The organism is Jannaschia sp. GRR-S6-38 (assembly GCF_029853695.1).
Taxonomy (GTDB): Bacteria; Pseudomonadota; Alphaproteobacteria; order Rhodobacterales; family Rhodobacteraceae; genus Jannaschia; species Jannaschia ovalis.
The window spans coordinates 2,957,091-2,979,351 of the sequence record NZ_CP122537.1; the positions used below are offsets into that span (position 1 = coordinate 2,957,091).

Below are 22,261 nucleotides of genomic sequence, written 5' to 3' on the forward strand. Positions count from 1 at the left end.
GGTCTGGCGGACTGGCACAGGAGGGCCTGCCATGGTCGCCACGCGTAACACGGTTCAGGCGGTCGATTTCGTCTGGGACCAGACCCTGACCGAGGCGCGCGACCTGCTGCGCGTCGAGCCGCTTCTGGGCGGGCTGGTGCATGACACGATCCTGCATCATTCCTCGCTCGAGTCCGCGTTGGCATACCGCTTCGCGCAGAAGCTGGCGTCGTCGGAGATGAGCGAGCAGCTTTTGCGCGAATTGGCGGACACGGCCCTGGCCGCCGATCCGGAGATCACGCAATCGGCGCGGGCCGATATCGTCGCCGTGTTCGAGCGCGATCCGGCCTGCCATCGGTTCATTCAGCCGCTTCTGTTCTTCAAGGGCTTCCAGGCGATCCAGGCCTATCGGATCGGGCACTGGCTCTGGACGCAGGGGCGCAAGGATCTGGCCTATTTCGTCCAGATGCGCGTGAGCGAGATCTTCGGCGTCGATATTCACCCCAATGCCCGCGTCGGGCGGGGGATCATGATCGATCACGCCCATTCCATCGTGATCGGTGAGACGGCGGTCGTGGGCGACAACGTCTCTATGCTGCATTCCGTGACGCTGGGCGGCACGGGCAAGGAGGATGACGACCGTCATCCGAAGATCGAGGACGGTGTCCTGATCGGGGCGGGCGCCAAGGTGCTCGGCAATATCCGCGTCGGGCATTGCAGCCGCATCGCCGCTGGGTCGGTCGTCCTGGAAGAGGTGCCGCCGATGAAGACCGTGGCGGGCGTGCCGGCGCGCGTCGTGGGAGAGGCGGGCTGCGCGCAGCCCTCGGTCATGATGGATCAGCTCATCGGCCTGCGGCCCGGGCCCGACCAGTAGCGCCGGTCAGGCGTTCGGATTGAACCCCGCGACGGGCGGACCGGGCGGCAGGGCTTGGCGCCGCTCGAACGCCGCGTCGTATTCCTCCTGCGAGGCTACGTCGCAATTCGATTGCCCGCCCTGCTGCGTCAGGATCGCGCTTTCGCCGCGCACCACCCAGACCCATCCATCGGCCGCGTAGGTCGTGCCCGCCCCGAAACCGGAGACGCGCGGAAGGGTCAGGGCATTGCCGTTATCGAGGGCGATGACGATGCTGCCGCCGCGACTCTGCGTGCGGATCGCCTCGCCCGTGTCGCAGACATAGGTCGTGCCGCCGACGAAGGCCGCACCCGGCGTCTCGGCGTCCTCGAACGCGATTTCGTCCGTGACGGGACTGCAGGCCAGCAGGGGCGTGATGACGGCAAGGGGGATCAGGTTGCGCATGTGCTCTGTCCTAACGCGCCGCGCAGGATCGGCAAGGGGGCAGCCCGCCTGTGCCGCCCCCAGTCGCCGTCAGGCCAGCATCGTGATCGGGTTCTCGAGGTTCTCGGCTAGTGCCTTGAGGAAGTCCGCTCCGAGCGCGCCGTCGATCACCCGGTGATCCACGCTGAGCGTCACCGACATCACCGTGGCGGCGGTCACTTCGCCATCGGCGCCGATCACGGGCTTCTTCACGCCTGCGCCGACCGCGAGGATCGAGCCATGGGGCGGGTTGATGACGGCGTCGAAATTGTCGATTCCAAACATCCCCAGATTGGAGATCGCGAAGCTGCCGCCCTGGTATTCATGCGGTGCGAGCTTGCGGTCGCGGGCGCGGGTCGCGAGGTCCTTCATCTCGGCCGAGAGCGCCGAGAGCGACTTCAGATGCGCGTCCTTCAGGACGGGCGTGAAGAGCCCGCCCTCGATGGCGACGGCGACGGCCACATCGGACGGCTTCAATTTCAGGATCCTGTCGCCCGCCCAGACGGCATTCGCGTCGGGCACCTGCTGGAGCGCGATGGCGCCCGCCTTGATGATGAAGTCGTTGACCGAGAGCTTCACGCCCCGGGCCTCGAGCTGCTTGTTGAGCTGGCTGCGGAACTTCAAGAGCGCATCCAGCCTGATCTCGCGGCGCAGGTAGAAATGCGGGATCGTCTGCTTGGCCTCGGTCAGGCGCGCGGCGATCGTCTTGCGCATCCCGTCGAGCTTCATCTCCTCGAATTCGCGGCCCTCGTACATCTTGGCCACGGCCTCGGCGGCCATGCCGGTGGGCATGGGCGGCTTCTGGCCCCCGGTCGCGGCGGCTTTCGGCGCCTCCTCGGCCTTCGCGGCGGGGGCTGCCTGGGCGCCGGGCTTCGCGGCCTCGACATCGGCCTTCACGATCCGACCGCGCGGGCCGGAGCCCTTGATCTGGCTCAGGTCCAGGCCCTTGTCCTTGGCGATCCGGCGCGCGACGGGCGTGGCGAAGATGCGCTGTCCGTCGCCGCCGCTCGGAGCAGGTGCCGGCGCGGGGGCCGCGCCGGATTTCTGCTCGCCCGTTTCGGTTTCGCGGCCATAGCCCTTCGCCGGCTCGGTGTCGGGCGTGGGCTGGGCGGGCGCGGCATGCGACGAGCCGTCCGACGCCACGGCCTCGGCGGCCGAGGCATCTTCGCCTTCTTCCAGCAGCACGGCGATGGGCGAGTTCACCTTCACGTTCTCGGTGCCCTCCGCGACGAGGATCTTGCCGATCGTGCCCTCGTCGACGGCCTCGAATTCCATCGTCGCCTTGTCGGTCTCGATCTCGGCCAGCAGGTCGCCGGAGGCGACGGTGTCGCCTTCCTTCACCAGCCATTTCGCCAGTGTGCCTTCCTCCATCGTGGGGGAGAGGGCGGGCATCAGGATCTCGGTTGCCATGGTGCTTGCCCCTTACTTGTAGGTCACGTTGCGGATGGCCTCGACCACCTCGTCGGTGGTCACCAGCGCCAGCTTCTCGAGATTGGCGGCATAGGGCATCGGCACGTCCTTGCCCGTGCAGGTCACGACCGGCGCGTCGAGATGGTCGAATGCGCGCTGCATGATGGTCGAGGCCATGTGGTCGCTGAAGCTGGCGACCGGGAAGCCTTCCTCGACCAGGACGCAGCGATTGGTCTTGTGGACCGAGGCGAGCACCGTGTCGTAATCCACGGGCCGCAGGGTCCGCAGGTCGATCACCTCGCAGTCGATGCCGTCGCCGGCCAGACGCTCCGCCGCTTCCAGCGCGTAGGTCATGCCGATGCCCCAGCTGACGATGGTGCAGTCCGACCCCTCCCGCCAGATCCGCGCTTTGCCGAAGGGGACGGTGAAATCGTCCAGCTTGGGCACGTCGAAGGTCTTGCCGTAGAGGATCTCGTTCTCGAGGAAGATCACCGGGTTTGGGTCGCGGATCGCCGATTTCAGCAGACCCTTCGCATCCGAGGCGGAATAGGGCTGCACGACCTTGAGGCCGGGGATCGAGGCGTACCACGCCGCGTAATCCTGGCTGTGCTGGGCGCCCACGCGGGCCGCGGCGCCATTGGGGCCGCGGAACACCATCGGCGCCCCCATCTGGCCGCCCGACATGTAGAGCGTCTTGGCCGCGGAGTTGATGATCTGGTCGATCGCCTGCATGGCGAAGTTGAAGGTCATGAACTCGACGATGGGCTTGAGCCCGCCGAAGGCCGCGCCGACGCCGATGCCGGTGAAGCCGTGTTCGGTGATGGGCGTGTCGATGACGCGCTTGGCGCCGAATTCGTCCAGAAGGCCCTGGCTGATCTTGTAGGCGCCCTGGTACTCGGCCACCTCCTCGCCCATCAGGAACACGCCCTCGTCGCGGCGCATCTCCTCGGCCATGGCGTCGCGAAGCGCCTCGCGGACGGTCTGCTGCACCAGCTCGGTGCCCTCGGGCCAGTCGGGCGAGGCGTTGGATTTCGGTGCCTCCACCTGCGCGGGCGCGGCCGTGGCGGCGGGCGCGGGATCGGCCCGGCCCTGCTCGTCGGCGAGCGGCTCGGGCATGGGCGTGCTGGACGACGAGGCGCTCTCGGCGGCCGAGGCATCCTCGCCTTCCTCGAGCAGCACGGCGATGGGCGAGTTGACCTTCACCCCCTCGGTGCCCTCTTCGATCAGGATCTTGCCGATCGTGCCTTCGTCGACGGCCTCGAATTCCATCGTCGCCTTGTCGGTCTCGATCTCGGCCAGGATGTCGCCCGAGGCGACGGTGTCACCTTCCTTGACGAGCCACTTGGCCAGCGTGCCCTCCTCCATGGTGGGCGAGAGGGCGGGCATCAGGATCTCGGTCGCCATTACACGGCCTCCTGCGGGATTTCCTTGGCATAGATATCGGTCCAGAGCTCCTCGAGTGCAGGCTCCGGGCTCTCCTTGGCGAATTCCGCGGCGTCGTTGACGATGTCCTTGATCTCCTTGTCGATGCCCTTGAGGTCGTCCTCGGTGGCGTGATCGCCGGTCAGCAGCATCTTGCGGACCATCTCGATGGCGTCGCGCTCCTCGCGCATCTTCTGGACCTCGTCGCGGGTGCGGTACTTGGCCGGGTCCGACATCGAGTGGCCGCGATAGCGGTAGGTTTTGATCTCGAGGATGTAGGGACCCTTGCCGGAGCGGCAGTATTCCACCGCGCGCATGCCCGCATCCTTCACCGCCAGCACGTCCATGCCGTCGACTTCCTCGCCTTCGATCCCGTAGGCCGCGCCGCGCTCCCAATAGCTGGGCGACTTGGTCGACCGCTTGGTCGAGGTGCCCATGGCATATTGGTTGTTCTCGATCACGAAGATGCAGGGCAGGTCCCACAGCTCGGCCATGTTGTAGGTCTCGTAGACCTGGCCCTGGTTGGCCGCGCCGTCGCCGAAATAGGTGAAGGTGACGTTGTCGTTGCCCTTGTACTTGTCGGCGAAGGCGAGGCCCGCGCCGATCGGCACCTGGGCCGCGACGATGCCGTGGCCGCCGTAGAAATGCTTCTCCTTGGAGAACATGTGCATCGAGCCGCCCTTGCCCTTGGAGTAGCCGCCCTCGCGGCCCGTCAGCTCGGCCATGACGCCCTTGGGGTCCATGCCGCAGGCCAGCATGTGGCCGTGATCGCGATACGAGGTGACGCGCTTGTCGCCCTCCTTGGCGGCGGCTTCCAGCCCGACGACCACCGCTTCCTGCCCGATATAGAGGTGGCAGAAGCCGCCGATCAGGCCCATCCCGTAGAGCTGGCCGGCCTTCTCCTCGAAGCGGCGGATCAGAAGCATGTCGCGGTAGTATTGAAGGAGGTCGTCCTTCGACACGTTGGGCTTTGCCTTCCTGGTGCGTGTGGCCATGGCAGATCGGTCCTCCGGTCCCGGATCGTTCAACGTTAAACCATCAGCTAGCCGAACCGCGCCGGAGGGTGAAGAGGGGAATCCGACGCCGCGTCGCGGCGTGCGGTCACTCGACGATGATCTCGTCCGGCCGCGCCATGCCCAGGACGAGACGCGCGCGCTCGTCCAGCAGATCGAGATCCAGATAGTCGTCGGAGAGCCGGTGCGTGCGGTCGCGCATCCGGTCGGCCTGCGCGTCCAGAAGCGCAAGCTCGGCCTGCAGAAGCTCGCGCTCGGCCTCCAGTTCGACCCGGCGGAACACGCCGTACTCGCCCTGCACGGCGGCGAAGACGAAATAGCCCGCGAAGCCCAGAAGCGCGATGGGGAGGATCAGGCCGTAGCCCGCCGAACGTCTGCGTGGTGCCGTCATCTGCCGTGCCTCTGCTGCCCTCTGGCGGGGCGATTGGCGGCACCATGGCACAGGGGCGCGGCCCTGTGAATCCCCCGTCTCAGCCGGCGATCGAGGCGTTGTAAATCGAGTCGATCGTCGCCGCGATGGTGGCGTTGAACTCGTCGTCGCTCTGCTGAGCCGACAGGCCCTCGGTCAGCGCGCGGCTGAAGCTCGCGACGACGCCGCGGTTCTGCGACAGGCGGGCATTGGCCTCCTCGCGGGAATAGCCGCCCGACAGGGCAACGACGCGCATCACCTTGGGATGATCGACCAGCGCCTGGTAGAAATTCGGCGTCTCCGGCAGCGTCAGCTTGAGCATGATCTCCTGGCCCGAGGGCACATGGTCGAGATGGCGCAAGATCGCCTCGCGCAGAATGCCCTCGGCCTCGGCCTTCTCTTGGATCGAGATCGTCACCTCCGGCTCGAGGATCGGGACCAGGTCGTGCGACAGCACCTGCTCGCCCAGTTCGAACTGCTGGGCGACGATCGCGTGGATCCCGTCGGGATTGGCCGCGTCGATGACCGAGCGTTCCTTGGTGCCGAAGATGCCCTTGGCCTTCGCGCGCTTCAGCGTGTCGTCCAGCCCCGGGATGTCCTTCATCATCTGGACGCCGCGGTCCTCCTTCTCCAGGCCCTTGTCGATCTTGAGGAACGGGACGACCCCGCGTTCCTTCCACAGGTACTCGGCGGCGGGCTTGCCCTCGAAGTCGCGGTCCATGGTCTGCTCGAACAGGATGGCGCCGATGATCTTCTCGCCGGTGAAGGCGGGGGCGGTGACGATGCGGGTGCGCATCTCGTGGATGCGGTCGAACATTTCCTTCTCGGAGGAGTAGGCATCCTCCTCGACGCCGTAGAGCCGCAGCGCCTTGGGCGTCGATCCGCCCGACTGGTCGAGTGCGGCGATGAAGCCCTGTCCGGCCCGGATCTTGGCGGCTTGATCGGTCTGCGGCATGGGTCTTCCCTCCTGAGGTCTCGCGTGTGTCCCGTGATTACGGGCCCGGCGCGGGTCCGTCCATCCTGTTGGCGCTAGCGGCCCTCCAGCGCTGCGACGCCGGGCAGGGTCTTGCCTTCCATCCATTCCAGGAACGCACCGCCCGCGGTCGAGACATAGCTGAAATCATCGGCCACGCCCGCATGGTTCAGCGCGGCCACCGTGTCGCCGCCGCCCGCGACCGAGACCAGCTTGCCGGCCTTCGTCAATTGCGCGGCGTGGCGCGCGGCGGCGGTGGTGGCGGCATCGAAGGGCGTCATCTCGAACGCGCCCAGCGGGCCGTTCCAGACGAGCGTGGCGGAGCCGTCCAGCACCTCGTTCATATGCGCGACCGAATCCGGCCCGGCGTCGAGGATCATCCAGCCCGCGGGCACGTCCTCGACCTTCACCGTCTTCACCGGCGGGTCGGCGCGGAACTCCTCGGCCACCACCACGTCGCGGGGCAGCAGGATCGCGCAGCCGGCCTTCCCGGCCTTGGCGGCGATCGCGCGGGCCTCGTCCAGCAACTCGTGCTCGCAAAGCGATTTCGCCACGTCGTAGCCCTGCGCGGCCAGGAAGGTGTTCGCCATGCCCCCGCCGATGATCAGGTGCTGGACCCGCGTCACGAGGTTGCCCAGCAGCGCCAGCTTGGTCGAGACCTTGGCCCCACCGACCACGGCGGCGACGGGCGGCTTCGGGTCGCCCAGCGCCGCCTGCAGCGCCTTGAGTTCGGCCTCCATCAGCCGGCCCGCGAAGGCGGGCAGCAGGCGCGCCAGCGCGTGGGTCGTGGCATGCGCCCGATGCGCCGCGCTGAAGGCGTCGTTGCAATAGAGATCGCCGATCGCGGCCAGGCGCCCGGCGAAGCCCTCGTCATCCTTCTCCTCGCCCGGATTGAAGCGGACATTCTCGAACAGGATCACGCCGTCCTGCGGAAGCGCCGCGACCGCCGCACCATAGCCGCCATCGGCGAAGGCCACCTCGCGGCCCAGCGCCGCCGACAGCGCCGGCACGATCTGGCGCAGCGACATCTCGGGGACGACCTTGCCCTTCGGCCGGCCGAAATGCGCCAGAAGCACCACCTTGGCCCCGCCCGCGCTCAGGTCGCGGATCGTCGGGATCACCCGGTCGATCCGCGTGGTGTCGGTGATGCGCCCGTCCTCGACCGGCACGTTGATATCGACCCGGCAGAGCACGGTCTTGCCCGCCAGATCCATGTCGTCGATCGTCTTGAAGGCCATTCGGCAAGCTCCCCCGACAGGTAAAGAAAGGGGCCCCGCAGGGCCCCCGTCTCGTGAGACTCAAATCAGCTTGCCCATCGCCACGGCAGTGTCCGCCATGCGGTTCGAGAAGCCCCACTCGTTATCGTACCACGACAGGATCCGGCACATCTTTCCGCCATCCATCACCTTGGTCTGGTCGAGATGGAAGATCGAGGAATGCGGATCGTGGTTGAAATCCGACGAGACCAGCTTCTCGTCGGTATAGCCGAGGATGCCCTTCATCGGACCGTCCGCGGCCGCGCGGATCGCGTCGTTGATCTCGTCCACCGACGTGTCGCGCGCCGCGGTGAAGGTCAGGTCGACGACCGAGACATTGGGCGTCGGCACCCGGATCGCCACGCCGTCGAGCTTGCCGTTGAGCTCCGGCATCACCAGGCCCACGGCCTTGGCCGCGCCCGTCGAGGTCGGGATCATGCTGAGCGCCGCGGCGCGCGCGCGGTAGAGATCCTTGTGCATCGTGTCGAGCGTGGGCTGGTCGCCGGTATAGCTGTGGATCGTGGTCATGAACCCGCGCTCGATCCCGATGGCGTTGTGCAGCACATGCGCGACCGGCGTCAGGCAGTTCGTGGTGCAGGACGCGTTCGACACGATCAGGTCGTCGGAGGTCAGCGTGTCGTGGTTCACGCCGTAGACGATGGTCTTGTCGGCATCCGTGCCCGGCGCCGAGATCAGCACGCGCGAGGAGCCGTTCTCCAGATGCGCCTGGCACTTCTCCTTCGAGGTGAAGATGCCGGTGCATTCCATCACGATGTCGACGTCCGACCAGGGCAGGTCGGCGGGGTTGCGCTCGGCGGTGACGCGCATCCGCCCGCGGCCCACGTCGATCCAGTCGTCGCCGGTGGTGACGGGGGCGGGGAAGCGGCCGTGGACGCTGTCATATTGCAGCAGATGGGCATTGGTCTCGACCGGGCCCAGATCGTTGATCGCGACCACTTCGATATCGGTGCGGCCCGACTCGACGATGCTGCGCAGCACGTTGCGGCCGATGCGGCCGAAGCCATTGATTGCTACCTTGACCATGCGTTCCTCCGGGTTGGCTGTGCGTCGTCTCGTGTCGGCAACCGGGGGCCGCCGTCATCGGTTCCGGCGCTACCATGCCGCGCGGGGCGGCCACAACTGCCCGGCGCCGCGCCGTCAGCGCCAGAAGGCCACCCATTCGGTCACGCGGATCAGCTGCTGGCCCAGAAAGGTGAGCAGCATCGCGCCGTTGAAGGCCGCGTCGGCGGCGAAGACGGCCAGAACGATGAGTCCCAGGGCAAGCGCGATCGGGTTGGTCATGGCCCCCTTTTGGCGCGGCGGCCGCGCGCTGTCACCCGCCCGATGGCCCCCCTGCGCCCCCGATGTGCCGTTGACGCCGCCCGCCGAGGGCTAGATCGTGCCGGGACGCAGCGGCGAGGCATCCATGAGCGGACTTCTGGCACTACTCGACGACGTGGCGGCCATCGCCAAGGTCGCCTCCACCAGCCTCGACGACATCGTGGGGCAGGCGGCGAAGGCCGGGACGAAGGCGGCGGGCGCGGTGATCGACGACGCGGCGGTCACGCCGAAATATGTCGACGGCTTCGCCGCCGCGCGCGAGCTGCCCATCGTCTGGAAGATCGCGCGGGCCTCGGCCTTCAACAAGCTCATCATCCTGCTGCCGGTCGCGCTGCTGCTGTCGCAATTCGCTCCCTGGCTTATCCCGCCGCTCCTGATCCTGGGCGGGCTCTATCTCTGTTACGAGGGGGCCGAGAAGGTCTGGCACTGGCTCGTGCCGCACGACACCCTGGCCAAGATCAAGGACCCCGCGCACACGCCCCTCGACGCCGCCCATCTGGAGGAGCAGCGCGTCAAGGGTGCGATCAAGACCGATTTCATCCTCTCGGCCGAGATCATGACAATCGCGCTTTCCGCGATCGACCCTGCGGGCAGCGTAGTCTTCAAGGCCGCCGTCCTGGCGGTGATCGCGATCGTGATCACGGCCGCGGTCTACGGCGCGGTGGCGATCATCGTGAAGGCCGACGACGTGGGCCTGCACCTCGCCGATAGCGGCCGCACCGCCTTCGGGCGCAAGCTGGGTGCGGCCGTGGTGCGGGGTATGCCGGGCTTCATGACCGGCCTGACCGTGGTCGGCACGGCCGCGATGCTCTGGGTGGGCGGCAACATCGTCGTCCACGCCCTGCACGAGATGGGCTTCCATCCGCCTTACGATCTTATCAAGGGCGCGGCCGTCGCGTTGGGGCAGGGCAACGCGACGATCGAATGGGCGGTGACCGCGCTTCTCGACGGCATCCTCGGTGTCGCGCTGGGCCTGCTCCTGATGCCGGTGATCGCGCAGGGCCTGAAGCTCTTGGGCAAGACGGACGACGCCGCGGCGCATTGAACGCCGCCGGGAATCCGGCGGGAATGTCGCAGCCATGCCCCCGGGGCGGCCCTTGACGCCCGGTCGCTTCGACTGCCACGCTGAGGGGGCTGCGATTTGGGCCCCCGTTCGAAGGGCCCGGTGACCCGGAGTTCCCTCGCCGCATCCCTCCCGCCATTTTCCCGGTGACGTTTCGATGCCGACCGCATCCGCGTTGCCATGTCCGACCCGGAGATTTGATTGATGCCGAACTGCCATGACGACACGACCGCCATCCACCCCGCCGCCCGCGCCTATGCCGCCGAGGTCGACGCCGGCACCTTGTCGCGCCGCGAATTCCTGACCCGCGCCACCGCGCTGGGCGTCAGCGCGGCGGGCGCCTACGGCCTGATCGGCCTGCCCGCTCCCGCGCGCGCCGCCGGGCACATGCAGGACGGCGGCACGCTGCGCATCGAAAGCACCGTCAAGGCGATGCGCGATCCGCGCACCTATGACTGGCCGCAGATGTCGAACTTCTCGCGCGGCTGGCTGGAATACCTCGTGGAATACAATGCCGACGGCAGCATCCGCGGCATCCTGCTGGAGGACTGGACCGTCAACGAGGACGCGACGGGCTATATCCTGAACGTCCGCCCCGGCGTCACCTGGAGCGACGGCACGCCCTTCACGGCGCAGGACGTGGCCTTCAATATCGCGCGCTGGTGCGAGAAGGATGTCGAGGGCAACTCGATGGCCAGCCGCATGACCTCGCTGATCGACGAGGAGACGGGCGTGGCCCGCGACGGCGCGATCGAGGTCGTGGATGACATGACCGTCGCGCTGACCCTGAACAATCCCGACATCACGCTTATCGCCGGGTTCTCGGACTACCCGGCCGCGGTCGTCGCGCAGGATTTCGCGGGCGACCCGCTGACCGCCAAGGGCACCGGCCCCTACCTGCCCGAGCAGTTCGACGTGGGCGTGAAGGCCGTCCTGGTGCGCAACGAGGATCACCAGTGGTGGGGCGAGGCGGTGTTCGGGCGCCCGGCGCTCGACCGGATCGAATATATCGATTTCGGCACCGACAAGGCCGCAATCACCGCGGCCGCCGATGCCGACGAGGTCGACATGCTCTACGAGTCCCTGGGCGATTTCGTCGAGATCCTCGACGCGATCGGCTGGACCAAGTCGGAGGCGATCACCGCCAACACCGTCTGCGCGCGGCCGAACCAGACCGCCGAGGTGAATGGCGAGCTGCCCTATGCCGATGTCCGCGTCCGCCGGGCGCTGGCCATGGCCGTCGACAACGCGGTCTGCCTGTCGCTGGGCTATTCCGATCAGGGCACGGTGGCCGAGAACCACCATGTCTGCCCGATCCATCCGGAATACGCGCAGCTCGATCCGCCGGTCTTCGACCCCGAAGGCGCGATGGCGCTGATGACCGAGGCCGGGATGCAGGATTACGAGTTCGAGCTGACCTCGATCGACGACGACTGGCGGCGCAACACCTCCGACGCCATCGCGGGCCAGCTGCGCGACGCGGGCTTCAACGTCACGCGCACGGTGCTGCCGGGGTCGACCTTCTGGAACGACTGGACCAAGTACCCGTTCTCGACCACCGACTGGGCGCAGCGTCCGCTGGGCGTGCAGGTCCTGGCGCTGGCCTATCGCTCGGGCGAGCCCTGGAACGAGAGTGGCTTCTCGAACCCCGAGTTCGACGCCGCCCTGACCGAGGCGCTGGCCATCGCGGATGCGGATGCCCGGCGCGAGGTCATGGCCCGGATCCAGAAGATCATGCAGGACGAGGGCGTCATCATCCAGCCGTACTGGCGCTCGACCTACCGCCACGCCAAGCCCGAGGTGGTGGGCGCCGAGATGCACCCGACCTTCGAGATCCACGTCTACAAGCTGGGCTGGGCGGCCTGAACGCGAAACGGCCGCGCCCCTGACGGGCGCGGCCGCTCATTCATGACGGGCCCGGCCGCCCGCGGGCGGCTTCGCGTCTGATCTCAGATCAGGTCGCGGACTGCCTTGGCCACGGCTTCCGGCGTGATGCCGAAATGGGCGAACAGCTCCTCGGCGGGGGCCGAGGCGCCGTAGCCCTCCATCCCCACGAAGGCGCCCTTGTCGCGCTTGCCGCGCTCGCCGAAGAGCCAGCGATCCCAGCCCATGCGCGCGCCCGCCTCGACGGCCACCCGGACGGGGCCCGCGGGCAGGACCTTCTTGCGGTATTTCTCGTCCTGCGCCTCGAACAGCTCCCAGGAGGGCATCGAGACGACGCGCGTGCCGATCCCGTCCTGCTGCAGCAGGTCGCGGGCCTTCATCGCCACGTCGACCTCCGAGCCCGTGGCCATCAGGATCGCCATGCGCTTGCCGTCGGCATCGGCCAGGACATAGGCGCCCTGCGCGACGAGGTTCTTGTTCGAGAACTCCTTGCGCTGGGTCGGCATCGACTGCCGCGACAACACGAGGACCGACGGCGTCTCGGTCGCGGTCAGCGCCAGCTCCCAGGCCTCGGCGGTCTCGGCCGTGTCGCAGGGCCGGAAGACGTTGGTGTTGGGCGTCGCGCGACAGATCGCCAGATGCTCGACCGGCTGGTGCGTCGGCCCGTCCTCGCCCAGCCCGATCGAGTCGTGGGTCATCACGAAGGTCGACGGGATGCCCATCAGCGCCGCCAGCCGCATCGCGGGGCGGGCGTAATCGGTGAAGGCGAAGAAGGTGCCGCCATAGGGGCGCACGCCGCCATGCAGGGCCAGCCCGTTCAGCGCGGCGGCCATGCCGTGCTCGCGGATGCCGTAATAGATGTACCGGCCATCGCGGTTTTCGGGGCCGAAGACGCCCAGATCCTCGGTCAGCGTGTTGTTCGAGCCCGTCAGGTCGGCCGAGCCGCCCACCGTCTCGGGCATGATCGGGTTCACGACCTCGAGCACCATCTCGGAGGATTTGCGCGTGGCGACCTTGGGCTGGCTTTCGGCCAGCTGGCGCTTGAGCGCCTTGATCGTGGCCGACAGCTTCTTCGGCGCCTCGCGGCGCAGGGCACGCTCGAAATGGTCCTTCTTGCCGCGGCCCAGCTCGGCGAAGCGGACCTCCCATTCGGCGCGCGCCTCGGCGCCGCGGGCGCCGATCGCTTCCCATTCGGCCTTCAGGTCCTCGGGGATCTCGAAGGGCGCGTGCTCCCAGCCATAGGCCCGCTTGGTGGCCGAGATCAGCTCGGGATCGGTCAGCGCGCCATGCCCCTTCGAGGTATCCTGCGCCGAGGAGCCGATGGCGATATGCGTCTTGCAGGCGACCATCGTGGGCTTCTTGCCCTTCTTGGCGTCGGTCAGCGCGGCGTCGATCGCTTGCGGATCGTGGCCATCGACCTCGAGCACGTCCCAGCCCGCGGCCTTGAAGCGCTGCTTCTGGTCGGTGACGTCGGCGATCGAGACCTTGCCGTCGATGGTGATCCCGTTGTCGTCCCACAGGACGATCAGATGCGACAGCTCCAGCTTGCCGGCCAGCGCGATGGCCTCGTGGCTGACGCCCTCCATCAGGCAGCCATCGCCCGCGATGACCCAGGTGTGGTGATCGACGATCTTGCGGCCGAAGCGGGCGCGCTGGATCTCCTCCGCGATGGCCATGCCGACCGCGGTGGCGATGCCCTGGCCCAGCGGGCCGGTCGTGGTCTCGATCCCCGGCGCGTGGCCGTATTCGGGATGGCCCGCCGTGATCGCGCCCAGCTGGCGGAAGTTGCGGATCTGCTCGAGCGTCATCTCGGGATAGCCAGTGAGATAGAGCAGCGAATAGAGCAGCATCGAGCCGTGGCCCGCCGACAGCACGAAGCGGTCGCGATCGGGCCAGTCGGGGCGGCTCGCGTCGAATTTCAGGTGCTTCTCGAACAGGACGGTGGCGACATCCGCCATGCCCATCGGCATGCCTGAATGGCCGGAATTGGCGGCGGCCACGGCGTCCAGCGTCAGCGTCCGGATCGCGGCGGCGCGGCGCCAGTGTTCGGGGTTGGCGGCGCGCAGCGCGTCGAGATCGGGGCTGGTGGTGGCGTCGCTCATCGTGGTCTCCGTCGCTAGGGCCCTGCCGGCTGGCTTCGGCACTGCCTTTAGCAGGCTCGCGCGGGTTCGCAAGCACGGGCGGGCTTGGCTTTGACAAGGCGCGCGGATTGCGGTCCCCTGTGCGCGAACCCGGGCAGAGGGGCAGGAGAAATGGAAAAACAGGCGGAACTGGACAGCCAGATCGCGCGGATCGAGGCGGCGCTGGGCGCCACCGCGAAAGCGCTGGCGGCGGCGAAGGCGCGGGCGTCCGATGACGCGGCGCGGCAGAAAGCCCAGGAGGAGGCCGAGGCCGCCCGGGCAGAGGCCGAAAGCCTCAGGGCCCGCGTGGTCGAGCTGGAGGAAGCGCTGAAGGCGCAGGACGCCAAGGCGGCCGGGCCCGCCCCGGGCGAGGCCGACGGCGTGCGAATGCGCGCGGCCCTCGAGGCGATGCAGGCCGCGAGCGCCGATCTGCGTGCCCAGGCGCCGGGCGCGGCGGACGCCTCGCTCCAGGCCGAGAACGAGGCGCTGCGCGCCGCGCGCGCCATGGACCTGGCCGAGATGCAGGCCCTCCTGGCCGAGCTGGAACCGATGCTGGAGGCCTCCAATGCCTGACATGACCATCGAAATCGGAGGCCGCGCCTTCACCGTCGCCTGCCAGGATGGCGAGGAAGGCTACCTGAAGGCGGCGGCCGAGCTTCTGGACCGCGAGGCGCAGGCGCTGGGCCAGGCGGGCGGGCGGCTGACGCAGGACCGGATGCTCCTGATGGCCGGGCTGATGCTGGCCGACAAGACGATTTCCGCCGACGAGGAGCTGCGCGCGCTGGACCGGCGCCTGTCGCAGCAGACCCAGCTCATCGACGAGATGCAGAGCCGCGCGGCGCCCGAGCCGGTCGAGATCGTCCGCGAAGTCGAGAAGGAAGTCGTCCGCGAGACGGTGCCGCAATCGGCCATCGACCGGCTGGAGGCGCTGGCGGCACAGGCCGAGAAGATGGCCGCGGAGGCCGGTGAACTCGCCTGAGCGCGTGCGCTGGCGTCGCATCGCGGGCCCCGCGGCGACGCTGCTTCTGATCCTCCTGGTCCTGCCCTTCGTCCTTTATGCGGTGGGGCGGGGCCTCGATTTCGGCGATCCGGACGAGCGCGCCGCCTCGCGCTTCCTGTCGGGTGGGCCCGCCGCGGACTTGGCGATCTACGCGCATATGGCGCTGGGCGGCGCGCTGACGGGGCTCGCCCCGCTGCAGCTTCTGACCGCCGGGCGGGCGCGCTGGCGCCGGCTGCATCGCTGGAACGGGCGGGCGGTCGCCGTGCTGGCGGTCCTGACGGGGCTGGGCGGGCTAGTCTATATCGCCGCGCAGGGCACGATCGGCGGGCCCGACATGACGGCGGCCTTCTCGCTTTACGGGTTTCTGCTGCTGGGCGCGGCGGTGATGACCTGGCGCAGCGCCCGGGCGCGGGCGCCGGAGCATCCGGTCTGGGCCGGACGACTGGTGATCCTGGCCGTCGCCTCCTGGATCTACCGGTTGCATTACGGGATCTGGGTGACGGCGGTGGGCGAGGTCGGGATGGCGCCCGATTTCTCGGGGGCCTTCGACCGCGTCAACGTCTGGGCCTTCTTCCTGCCCTATCTGCTGGCTTACGAGCTGCTGCGCCCGCGGGCCGTTCAGGCCAGGACCTGATCCATCAGCCGCGCCGCCTCGGCCTTCGGATCGGCCAGGTTGGCGCGATCCTCGCCCGGGTGGAACCGCGCGCGCAGCGCGGTGGGCATGGGCCGGGGCGTCAGCAGGTGCAGCGTCGGCGCGTCGGGCGTGGTCGCCTCGGCTTGCCAGGCCCCGATCATCGCGCGCTGCGCCGCCTTGGTCGCGCCGTAGGCGGCGGCGAATTGAAGCGGGCGGTCGTCGTCGAAGAACACCGCCGTGCCGCCGCCCGCCGCCCGCAGCAACGGCGCGACATAGGGGATGAGCCGCGAGAGCGCGGTCACGTTCACGTCCAGCGCCTTCGCCATGTCCTTCTCGGCCACCATGCTCGCGGGGCTGAGCGGGGGGGCATGCACCGCCGTGTGCACCCAGAGCGGCAGCTTGCCCCAGCGGTCGTAGATCGAGCGGCAGAGATGCTGCATCGCGCCCGCATCGGTGATGTCCATCGGGGCCAGCGTCGCCTGACCGCCCGCGGCCTTGATGCGGTCGTCCAGTTCCTCCAGCCCGCCCTGCGTGCGGGCGACGGCGAGGACGTGGCAGCCTTGCGCGGCCAGATGCTCGGCGATGGCGGCGCCGAGGCCGCGCGATGCGCCGGTGACGAGGGCGAGTTCGGGTATGCTCATGCCCGCCCCGTGCCACGTCGCGCGCGTCGCATCAAGGCGGGCCACCTTGACGGCGCGCCCGGGCGCGCGGAAAAGGTCGGGACTGATTTTGATCAACAGGAGGTCGCAATGACCCTGACCGCCAAGGCCCTGGGGCCGATGAATGCCACCAAGCAGATCGGGCTGGTCCTGGCAGGGACGCTGCTGCTGACCGCGGCCAGCCAGATCTCCGTGCCGTTCTTCCCGGTGCCGATGACGCTGCAGACGCTGGCCGTGCTGTTCGTGGGCTTCGCGATGGGGTCGCGTCTGGGCGCGCTGACCGTGCTCGCCTGGCTGGGCCAGGCGGCGCTGGGCGCGCCGGTCCTGTCGAATTTCGGCAACGCCGCCGCCTTCGCGGGCCCGACCGCGGGCTTCCTCCTGGGCTTCGTCGGCATGGCCTGGCTCGCCGGGCTCGCCACCGATCGCGGGCTGACCGGCCCGGTCAAGCTGTCTGCGGTGGCGCTGGCGGCCTCGGCGCTGCTCTACCTGCCGGGTCTCGCCTGGCCGCTGGGCGTGGCGCAGCTTGCCGGGATCGAGGCCGGCTGGGCCGGGCTGACCTTCGACAAGGTCGTTGCGGGCTTCATGCTGCCCTTCCTTCTGGGCGACGCCGTCAAGGCCGTGCTGGCCGCGCTGATCGTCTCGGGCGGGATGCGCGTGCTGTCGAAGCGCGACGCCTGATCCGTCAGGACACGAGCAAGGGGGCCGTGCCGGGCTGGCGCGGCCCTTTCTGTTTGCGCGCCGCCGCCCGCGCCCAGATGCGCAGCGCGACGGCCTCCAGGTCCGACCCCTCGGCCTCCAGCATCCGGCTGATCACGCTGACGGGCGTGAAGGTCCAGAAGCTGCAGGCCTCCAGCAAGTAGGGCTGGCCGGTCTCGGCATGGATGCGGAAGTCGAAGAGCGAGTAATCCCGCGAGCCCAGCGCCGCATGCATCGTCAGCGCCGCCTCCGCCAGCGCGCCGTGCAGGCCGGGCGCCAGCTCGGCCGGGCAGGTCGTCGCGAGGCTCGGCCGCTCCCACGCGCCCATGGTGACGGCGCCGCCCTCGTCCAGGGCGACCTTGTCGGCGCGTTCGCGGATCGGGTGGGCGTCGCTGACATGGTATTCCAGCACCGGCAGCACGCGGGGCACGGGGTCCTCGATCACGCCGACGCGCACCTCGCGGCCCGGGATGAAAGCTTCGGCCAGCGCGACCTCGTCATGGGCCAGGGCGTGGGCGATGGCGGCCGGCAGGTCGGCCGCGTCGCGCACCAGCGTCAGGCCCAGCGAATTGTCCTCGCTGTCGGGCTTGACGACCACGGGCAGGTCCATCCGCGGGACCGGGGCGCCGGGGATCAGCCGCTCCGACGCGGCGGTGCGCAGCCCGGCCTCGCGGGCCAGCGCCTTGGTGGCGAGCTTCGAGGTCGCGGTGACCGTCGCGGCCAGCGGCGGACCCACCACCGGCACGTCCAGCACCGTCTCGAAAAGCGACCGCCACGCCGTCATCCCCGGCTTGCAGAACATGTGCGGCACCACGAGGTCGAACCCCGCCGCCAGCTCCAACGCGGCGGAGCGCGGCAGGTCGCGCCCATCCCATCCGATCCGGCCGTCCGGCTCGACGGTCATCAGCGCCGTGCGCACGCCTTTCGGTCGGACGACATTGCGCTGATAGGTGAGGGACAGGTCGCGGTAGAACCGCGTCGTGGTCGCGCCGGCGACATGCAGGACCCGCATCGGCAGCCCTCCGGAAAAGGTTTCGTGCCGGAGAGTTAGCCCGCGCGCCCGGCGGGTCGAGCGCGGGCAGTTCCGCCCCCGCCGCCCGCGGCCTCGGCATGCAGCCGGGCCAGCGCGCGTTCGCAGATGCCGAGCTCGAGCCATTGGCAGCCGTCGCAGATCCGCGACAGGTCGCCCGGCGCGACATGGTCGAGCACGCGCTCGAGGCACGCGCCCCAGGTCAGCCGGTCCCCCGGCGCAATCCGCAGCGCCGCCGCGTGCTGCCGGTCGAGCGCCGAGACGGTCGCCTGTTTCGTGCAGCCCAGGCCGTCGCGGTTGGGGCAGGGCGCGCAGAGGGCGTCGGCCTGTCCGGTGATCAGGATCTCGGTGCGGGGGCCGTCGGGCGCGCGCAATCCGCCCATCACGATCCGGGCCATGTTGGAGGTGAAGGCGTCATCGTATCCCCGGCCCTCGAAGCCGATCGCGCAAAGCACGTGATGGGGACGCAGCCGCAAGCTCATCGAGGCAGGGTGGCCGGGCGGGGCAGGTCTGGCAATCGAAGGCTTGTGGCGGCGCTTATTCGGCTGCCTTCAGCCGAAACCCCTTTTCCAGCTGGTCCGAGGGCTCGACCGGATACTCGCCCGAAAAACAGGCGTCGCAATATTGCGGCGCGTCCGGATCGCGGCCGCCCGCCTCGCCCACCGCGCGGTAGAGCCCGTCGAGCGAGATGAAGCGCAGGCTGTCCACGCCCAGATGCTCGCGCATCTCCTCCTCGGTCATGGTGGCGGCCAGCAGCTTCTCGCGCTCGGGCGTGTCGACGCCATAGAAACAGGGCCATGCCGTCGGCGGCGAGGCGATGCGGAAATGCACCTCGGCCGCGCCGGCATCGAGGATCATCTCCTTGATCTTGCGGCTGGTGGTGCCGCGCACGACGCTGTCGTCGACCAGGATGATCCGCTTGCCGCGCACCAGCGCCCGGTTCACATTCAGCTTCAGCCGCACGCCCATGTTCCGGATCGACTCGGTCGGCTCGATGAAGGTCCGGCCCATATACTGGTTGCGGATGATCCCCATCGCGTAGGGGATGCCCGACTCCAGCCCGTAGCCGATCGCGGCGGGGGTTCCGGAATCGGGGACCGGGCAGACGAGATCGGCATCGACCGGCGCTTCCTTGGCCAGTTCGCGGCCGATCGCCTCGCGGGTGGAATAGACCGACCGGCCGCCCAGGATCGAATCGGGGCGGCTGAAATAGACATGCTCGAAGATGCAGAAGCGCGGGCGCTTCTGCTCGAACGGGCGATGCGAGGTCAGGCCCTCGGGCGAGATCACGACCATCTCGCCCGGCTCCACCTCGCGCAGGAACTCGGCCCCGATGATGTCGAGCGCGCAGGTCTCCGACGCCAGGACCCAGCCATCGGCCACCTTGCCCAGCACCAGCGGCCGCACGCCCAGCGGATCGCGCACGCCGATCAGCTTGGTGCGCGTCATCGCGACGACGCTGAAGGCGCCCTCCACCCGGCGCAGCGCGTCCTTCATCCGCTCGGGGATGTTGCGCTGCAGGCTGCGGGCCATGAGGTGGATGATGCATTCGCTGTCCGACGAGGACTGGAAGATCGAGCCGCGCTCGATCAGCTCGCGGCGCAGCGCGTCAGCGTTGGTGATGTTGCCGTTATGCGCGATGGCCGCGCCGCCCATGGCGAATTCGCCGAAGAAGGGCTGCACGTCGCGGATTGCGGTCTGGCCCTTCGAGCCGGCGGTGGAATAGCGGACATGGCCGATGGCCAGCGTGCCGGGCAGGGCGTCCATCACCGTCTGGCTGGTGAAGCTGTCGCGCACATAGCCGAAGCGGCGGACCGAGTTGAAGCCGTGCTCGGCATCGTGGACGACGATGCCGCCGGCCTCCTGGCCGCGATGCTGCAGCGCGTGCAGGCCCAGCGCGGTGAAATTCGCCGCCTCGGAGACGCCGATCACGCCGAAGATGCCACATTCCTCCTTCAGCTTGTCGCCGTCCTCGGACGGCTCGAAGGGGTGGCTGCGCCAGAGGCTCATCGCGGGTCCCTTTCGCGGGGGCTGCAACTCAGGCCCAGATAGGCGAAGCGGGCGGCAGTGTCACGGGGCCCCGAACGGATCGGTCCGAGATTCAGGCCTCGGGTCCGAAGCACTCGCCGACCAGCGCCTCGTAGCGGGTCAGGATCCAGCCGGGCGCGTCCTCGGGGATCTGCTCCTCGATATTGCCCTTGGCGCGACCGAAGATCGTGGCCGACCGGCTGTCCTCGACCGCGGCGATGCCCTCGTTCACGATCACGCGGTCATAGACCACGAAGGCCACCGCGATCAGCAGCACGCCGCGCAGCACGCCGAAGAGGAAGCCCAGCCCCTGATCGAACGGCCCCAGCGCCGAATGGCGCACGGCCGAGGACAGAAGCGGGGTGAAGAAGGACACGATCAGAAGCGAGACGATGAAGACCAGCGCGAAGGCCCCGATCACCGACAGCTCGCAGCTATCGCCCAGGAAGTCGCCGACATAGGGGATCTCGCGCACCAGGGGCTCGGCCGCGCCGGCGAAGGTGAAGGCCAGCACCGCCGCGGCGACCCAGCCAAGGATCGCCATCGTCTCGCGCAGCAAGCCGCGGGAATAGGCCAAGATCGCGGAGATGACGATCACGGCCGCGACCGCGCCGTCCACCCAGGTGAAACCGTCCATAAGCGTCCCTCGTGTGGGGGTCAGCCCGCGCCGAACACCTCGCCCACGAGGGTCGCGAGGTCCGGCAGAAGCCGCAAGGCGATCCCGCCCGCATCCCCGGTCTTGCAGCCCCTGGGGGCCATCGCGGCGGTAAAACCAAGTTTGGCGGCCTCTTTCAACCGGTTTTCCGCCTGCGCGACGGGGCGCAGCGCGCCCGACAGCGACAACTCGCCAAAGACCACCGTCTCGGGCGGCACGCCGGCATCTTCGCGCGCCGACAGAAGCGCGCAGGCCACGGCGAGGTCGGCGGCCGGTTCGGAGATGCGGATCCCGCCGGCCACGTTGAGATAGACGTCGAGCCCCGCGAAGCTGATCCCGGTCCGCGCCTCGAGCACGGCAAGGATCATCGACAGGCGCGAGCCGTCCCATCCCACCACCGCCCGGCGCGGCTGCGCCAGTTGCGAGGGCGCGACCAGGGCCTGGATCTCGACCAGCACGGGGCGCGTCCCCTCGATCCCCGCGAAGACGACCGAGCCGGGCGCGGGCGCGTCGCGGTCCCCCAGGAACAGCGCCGAGGGGTTCGCCACCTCGGCCAGCCCGCCGCCCGTCATTTCGAAGACGCCGATCTCGTCGGCGGGGCCGAAGCGGTTCTTGACGGCGCGCAGGATGCGGAACTGGTGGCCGCGCTCGCCCTCGAAATAGAGCACGGTATCCACCATGTGCTCGACCACGCGGGGCCCCGCGATCTGGCCCTCCTTGGTGACATGGCCCACCAGGACGACGGCGGTGCCGAAGCGCTTGGCGAATTGCGTCAGCTCCTGCGCGCAGGCGCGGACTTGGGCGACCGAGCCGGGCGCGCTTTCGACGGTGTCCACCCACATGGTCTGGATCGAATCGACGATGGCGAGCGCCGGGCGCTCGGCCTCGAGCGTCGTCAGCACGTCGCGCAGGTTGGTTTCGGCCGCGAGCTTGACGGGGCTGTCGCCGAGGCCCAGCCGCTGGGCGCGCATCCGCACCTGCGCCGTGGCCTCCTCGCCCGAGACGTAGATGACGGGCTGCCCCTCACGCGCGAAGGCGGCGGCGGCCTGCAGCAGGAGCGTGGACTTGCCGATGCCCGGGTCGCCGCCCACCAGCGTGGCCGAGGCCGGCACCAGGCCGCCGCCCAGCACGCGGTCCAGCTCGCCCAGCCCCGACAGGGTGCGCGGCGGAGGTGCCTCCTCGGTCTGCAGATCGGTCAGGGCGACGCGGCGGCCCTTGGCGGTGCCCAGTGCCTTCCGCGAGGGGCCCTGGCTGAGCGGGACCTCCTCCTGGATCGTATTCCACGCGCCGCAATTGTCGCAGCGCCCGGTCCATTTCTTGTGGATCGCACCGCAATCGGTGCAGGCGAACTGGGTGACGGGCTTGGCCATGTTC

At 69.1% G+C, this 22,261-nt stretch carries 23 protein-coding genes; 7 read left to right on the forward strand and 16 right to left on the reverse strand.

Going from position 1 to position 22,261, the window contains the following annotated elements:
• Positions 1-31: 31 nt before the first annotated feature.
• Positions 32-853 (forward strand): serine O-acetyltransferase, encoded by an 822-nt coding sequence (gene cysE / locus P8627_RS15285; RefSeq protein ID WP_279965117.1) that lies wholly within the window; start codon positions 32-34, stop codon positions 851-853.
• Positions 854-859: 6 nt separating this feature from the next.
• Here the strand turns inward: cysE and P8627_RS15290 are convergent, their stop codons facing one another.
• The 9 genes from P8627_RS15290 to P8627_RS15330 form a co-directional block, all read right to left on the reverse strand.
• On the reverse strand, positions 860-1,276 hold the full coding sequence (locus P8627_RS15290; RefSeq protein WP_279965118.1) for a hypothetical protein: 417 nt from the start codon (positions 1,274-1,276) through the stop codon (positions 860-862).
• 69 nt (positions 1,277-1,345) lie between these two features.
• On the reverse strand, positions 1,346-2,704 hold the full coding sequence (locus tag P8627_RS15295) for a pyruvate dehydrogenase complex dihydrolipoamide acetyltransferase (protein WP_279965119.1): 1,359 nt from the start codon (positions 2,702-2,704) through the stop codon (positions 1,346-1,348).
• Between the two features lie 12 nt (positions 2,705-2,716).
• The gene (locus P8627_RS15300) at positions 2,717-4,108 is read right to left on the reverse strand and encodes a pyruvate dehydrogenase complex E1 component subunit beta (protein ID WP_279965120.1); all 1,392 of its coding nucleotides are present in this window, start codon (positions 4,106-4,108) and stop codon (positions 2,717-2,719) included.
• The gene (gene pdhA, locus P8627_RS15305) at positions 4,108-5,121 is read right to left on the reverse strand and encodes a pyruvate dehydrogenase (acetyl-transferring) E1 component subunit alpha (RefSeq protein ID WP_279965121.1); all 1,014 of its coding nucleotides are present in this window, start codon (positions 5,119-5,121) and stop codon (positions 4,108-4,110) included. Before pdhA ends, P8627_RS15300 begins: the two co-directional genes overlap by 1 nt.
• A 106-nt stretch (positions 5,122-5,227) precedes the next feature.
• Entirely contained in the window at positions 5,228-5,530 is a 303-nt protein-coding gene (locus tag P8627_RS15310) for an FtsB family cell division protein (protein WP_279965122.1), read from the reverse strand.
• 79 nt (positions 5,531-5,609) lie between these two features.
• On the reverse strand, positions 5,610-6,503 hold the full coding sequence (locus tag P8627_RS15315) for a fructose bisphosphate aldolase (RefSeq protein ID WP_279965123.1): 894 nt from the start codon (positions 6,501-6,503) through the stop codon (positions 5,610-5,612).
• 74 nt (positions 6,504-6,577) lie between these two features.
• The gene (locus P8627_RS15320) at positions 6,578-7,759 is read right to left on the reverse strand and encodes a phosphoglycerate kinase (protein WP_279965124.1); all 1,182 of its coding nucleotides are present in this window, start codon (positions 7,757-7,759) and stop codon (positions 6,578-6,580) included.
• A gap of 60 nt (positions 7,760-7,819) precedes the next feature.
• A complete protein-coding gene (gene gap, locus P8627_RS15325) occupies positions 7,820-8,821 on the reverse strand; it encodes a type I glyceraldehyde-3-phosphate dehydrogenase (protein ID WP_279965125.1) in 1,002 nt (333 codons plus the stop codon).
• 114 nt (positions 8,822-8,935) lie between these two features.
• Entirely contained in the window at positions 8,936-9,079 is a 144-nt protein-coding gene (locus P8627_RS15330) for a hypothetical protein (RefSeq protein ID WP_279965126.1), read from the reverse strand.
• A gap of 124 nt (positions 9,080-9,203) precedes the next feature.
• Between P8627_RS15330 and P8627_RS15335 the strand changes: the two genes are divergently transcribed.
• The gene (locus P8627_RS15335) at positions 9,204-10,163 is read left to right on the forward strand and encodes a DUF808 domain-containing protein (RefSeq protein WP_279965127.1); all 960 of its coding nucleotides are present in this window, start codon (positions 9,204-9,206) and stop codon (positions 10,161-10,163) included.
• A 222-nt stretch (positions 10,164-10,385) separates the two neighbouring features.
• On the forward strand, positions 10,386-12,047 hold the full coding sequence (locus P8627_RS15340; RefSeq protein WP_279965128.1) for an ABC transporter substrate-binding protein: 1,662 nt from the start codon (positions 10,386-10,388) through the stop codon (positions 12,045-12,047).
• An 83-nt stretch (positions 12,048-12,130) separates the two neighbouring features.
• On the opposite strand, the gene tkt is transcribed toward P8627_RS15340, so the two are convergent.
• Entirely contained in the window at positions 12,131-14,167 is a 2,037-nt protein-coding gene (tkt, locus tag P8627_RS15345; RefSeq protein ID WP_279965129.1) for a transketolase, read from the reverse strand.
• A gap of 150 nt (positions 14,168-14,317) precedes the next feature.
• On the opposite strand from tkt, the gene P8627_RS15350 reads away from it, so the two are divergent.
• The 3 genes from P8627_RS15350 to P8627_RS15360 are packed head-to-tail and all read left to right on the forward strand — an operon-like array spanning position 14,318 to position 15,819.
• On the forward strand, positions 14,318-14,758 hold the full coding sequence (locus tag P8627_RS15350) for a hypothetical protein (RefSeq protein WP_279965130.1): 441 nt from the start codon (positions 14,318-14,320) through the stop codon (positions 14,756-14,758).
• On the forward strand, positions 14,751-15,164 hold the full coding sequence (locus P8627_RS15355; RefSeq protein WP_279965131.1) for a cell division protein ZapA: 414 nt from the start codon (positions 14,751-14,753) through the stop codon (positions 15,162-15,164). Before P8627_RS15350 ends, P8627_RS15355 begins: the two co-directional genes overlap by 8 nt.
• Complete coding sequence (locus P8627_RS15360; RefSeq protein WP_279965132.1) at positions 15,151-15,819, forward strand: DUF2306 domain-containing protein; 669 nt, start codon at positions 15,151-15,153, stop codon at positions 15,817-15,819. The genes P8627_RS15355 and P8627_RS15360 overlap by 14 nt, the downstream gene beginning before the upstream one ends.
• Here the strand turns inward: P8627_RS15360 and P8627_RS15365 are convergent.
• Complete coding sequence (locus P8627_RS15365; protein WP_279965133.1) at positions 15,804-16,460, reverse strand: SDR family NAD(P)-dependent oxidoreductase; 657 nt, start codon at positions 16,458-16,460, stop codon at positions 15,804-15,806. The two genes, P8627_RS15360 and P8627_RS15365, sit on opposite strands and share 16 nt — an antisense overlap.
• 108 nt (positions 16,461-16,568) lie before the next feature.
• Between P8627_RS15365 and P8627_RS15370 the strand changes: the two genes are divergently transcribed.
• Positions 16,569-17,156 (forward strand): biotin transporter BioY, encoded by a 588-nt coding sequence (locus tag P8627_RS15370; RefSeq protein WP_279965134.1) that lies wholly within the window; start codon positions 16,569-16,571, stop codon positions 17,154-17,156.
• A 4-nt stretch (positions 17,157-17,160) separates the two neighbouring features.
• On the opposite strand, the gene P8627_RS15375 is transcribed toward P8627_RS15370, so the two are convergent.
• From P8627_RS15375 to radA, 5 genes are all read right to left on the reverse strand, one after another.
• Positions 17,161-18,186: a D-alanine--D-alanine ligase family protein gene (locus tag P8627_RS15375; RefSeq protein ID WP_279965135.1), complete on the reverse strand. Its 1,026-nt coding sequence runs from the start codon at positions 18,184-18,186 to the stop codon at positions 17,161-17,163.
• A 35-nt stretch (positions 18,187-18,221) separates the two neighbouring features.
• On the reverse strand, positions 18,222-18,686 hold the full coding sequence (locus tag P8627_RS15380; RefSeq protein WP_279965136.1) for a DUF1284 domain-containing protein: 465 nt from the start codon (positions 18,684-18,686) through the stop codon (positions 18,222-18,224).
• A gap of 55 nt (positions 18,687-18,741) precedes the next feature.
• Positions 18,742-20,214 carry an amidophosphoribosyltransferase gene (gene purF, locus P8627_RS15385; protein ID WP_279965137.1) on the reverse strand — a complete coding sequence of 491 codons (1,473 nt, stop codon included), beginning with the start codon at positions 20,212-20,214 and terminating at the stop codon, positions 18,742-18,744.
• 91 nt (positions 20,215-20,305) lie between these two features.
• Positions 20,306-20,869: a CvpA family protein gene (locus P8627_RS15390; RefSeq protein ID WP_279965138.1), complete on the reverse strand. Its 564-nt coding sequence runs from the start codon at positions 20,867-20,869 to the stop codon at positions 20,306-20,308.
• A gap of 20 nt (positions 20,870-20,889) precedes the next feature.
• Positions 20,890-22,257 carry a DNA repair protein RadA gene (gene radA / locus P8627_RS15395; protein ID WP_279965139.1) on the reverse strand — a complete coding sequence of 456 codons (1,368 nt, stop codon included), beginning with the start codon at positions 22,255-22,257 and terminating at the stop codon, positions 20,890-20,892.
• Between the last annotated feature and the right edge of the window lie 4 nt (positions 22,258-22,261).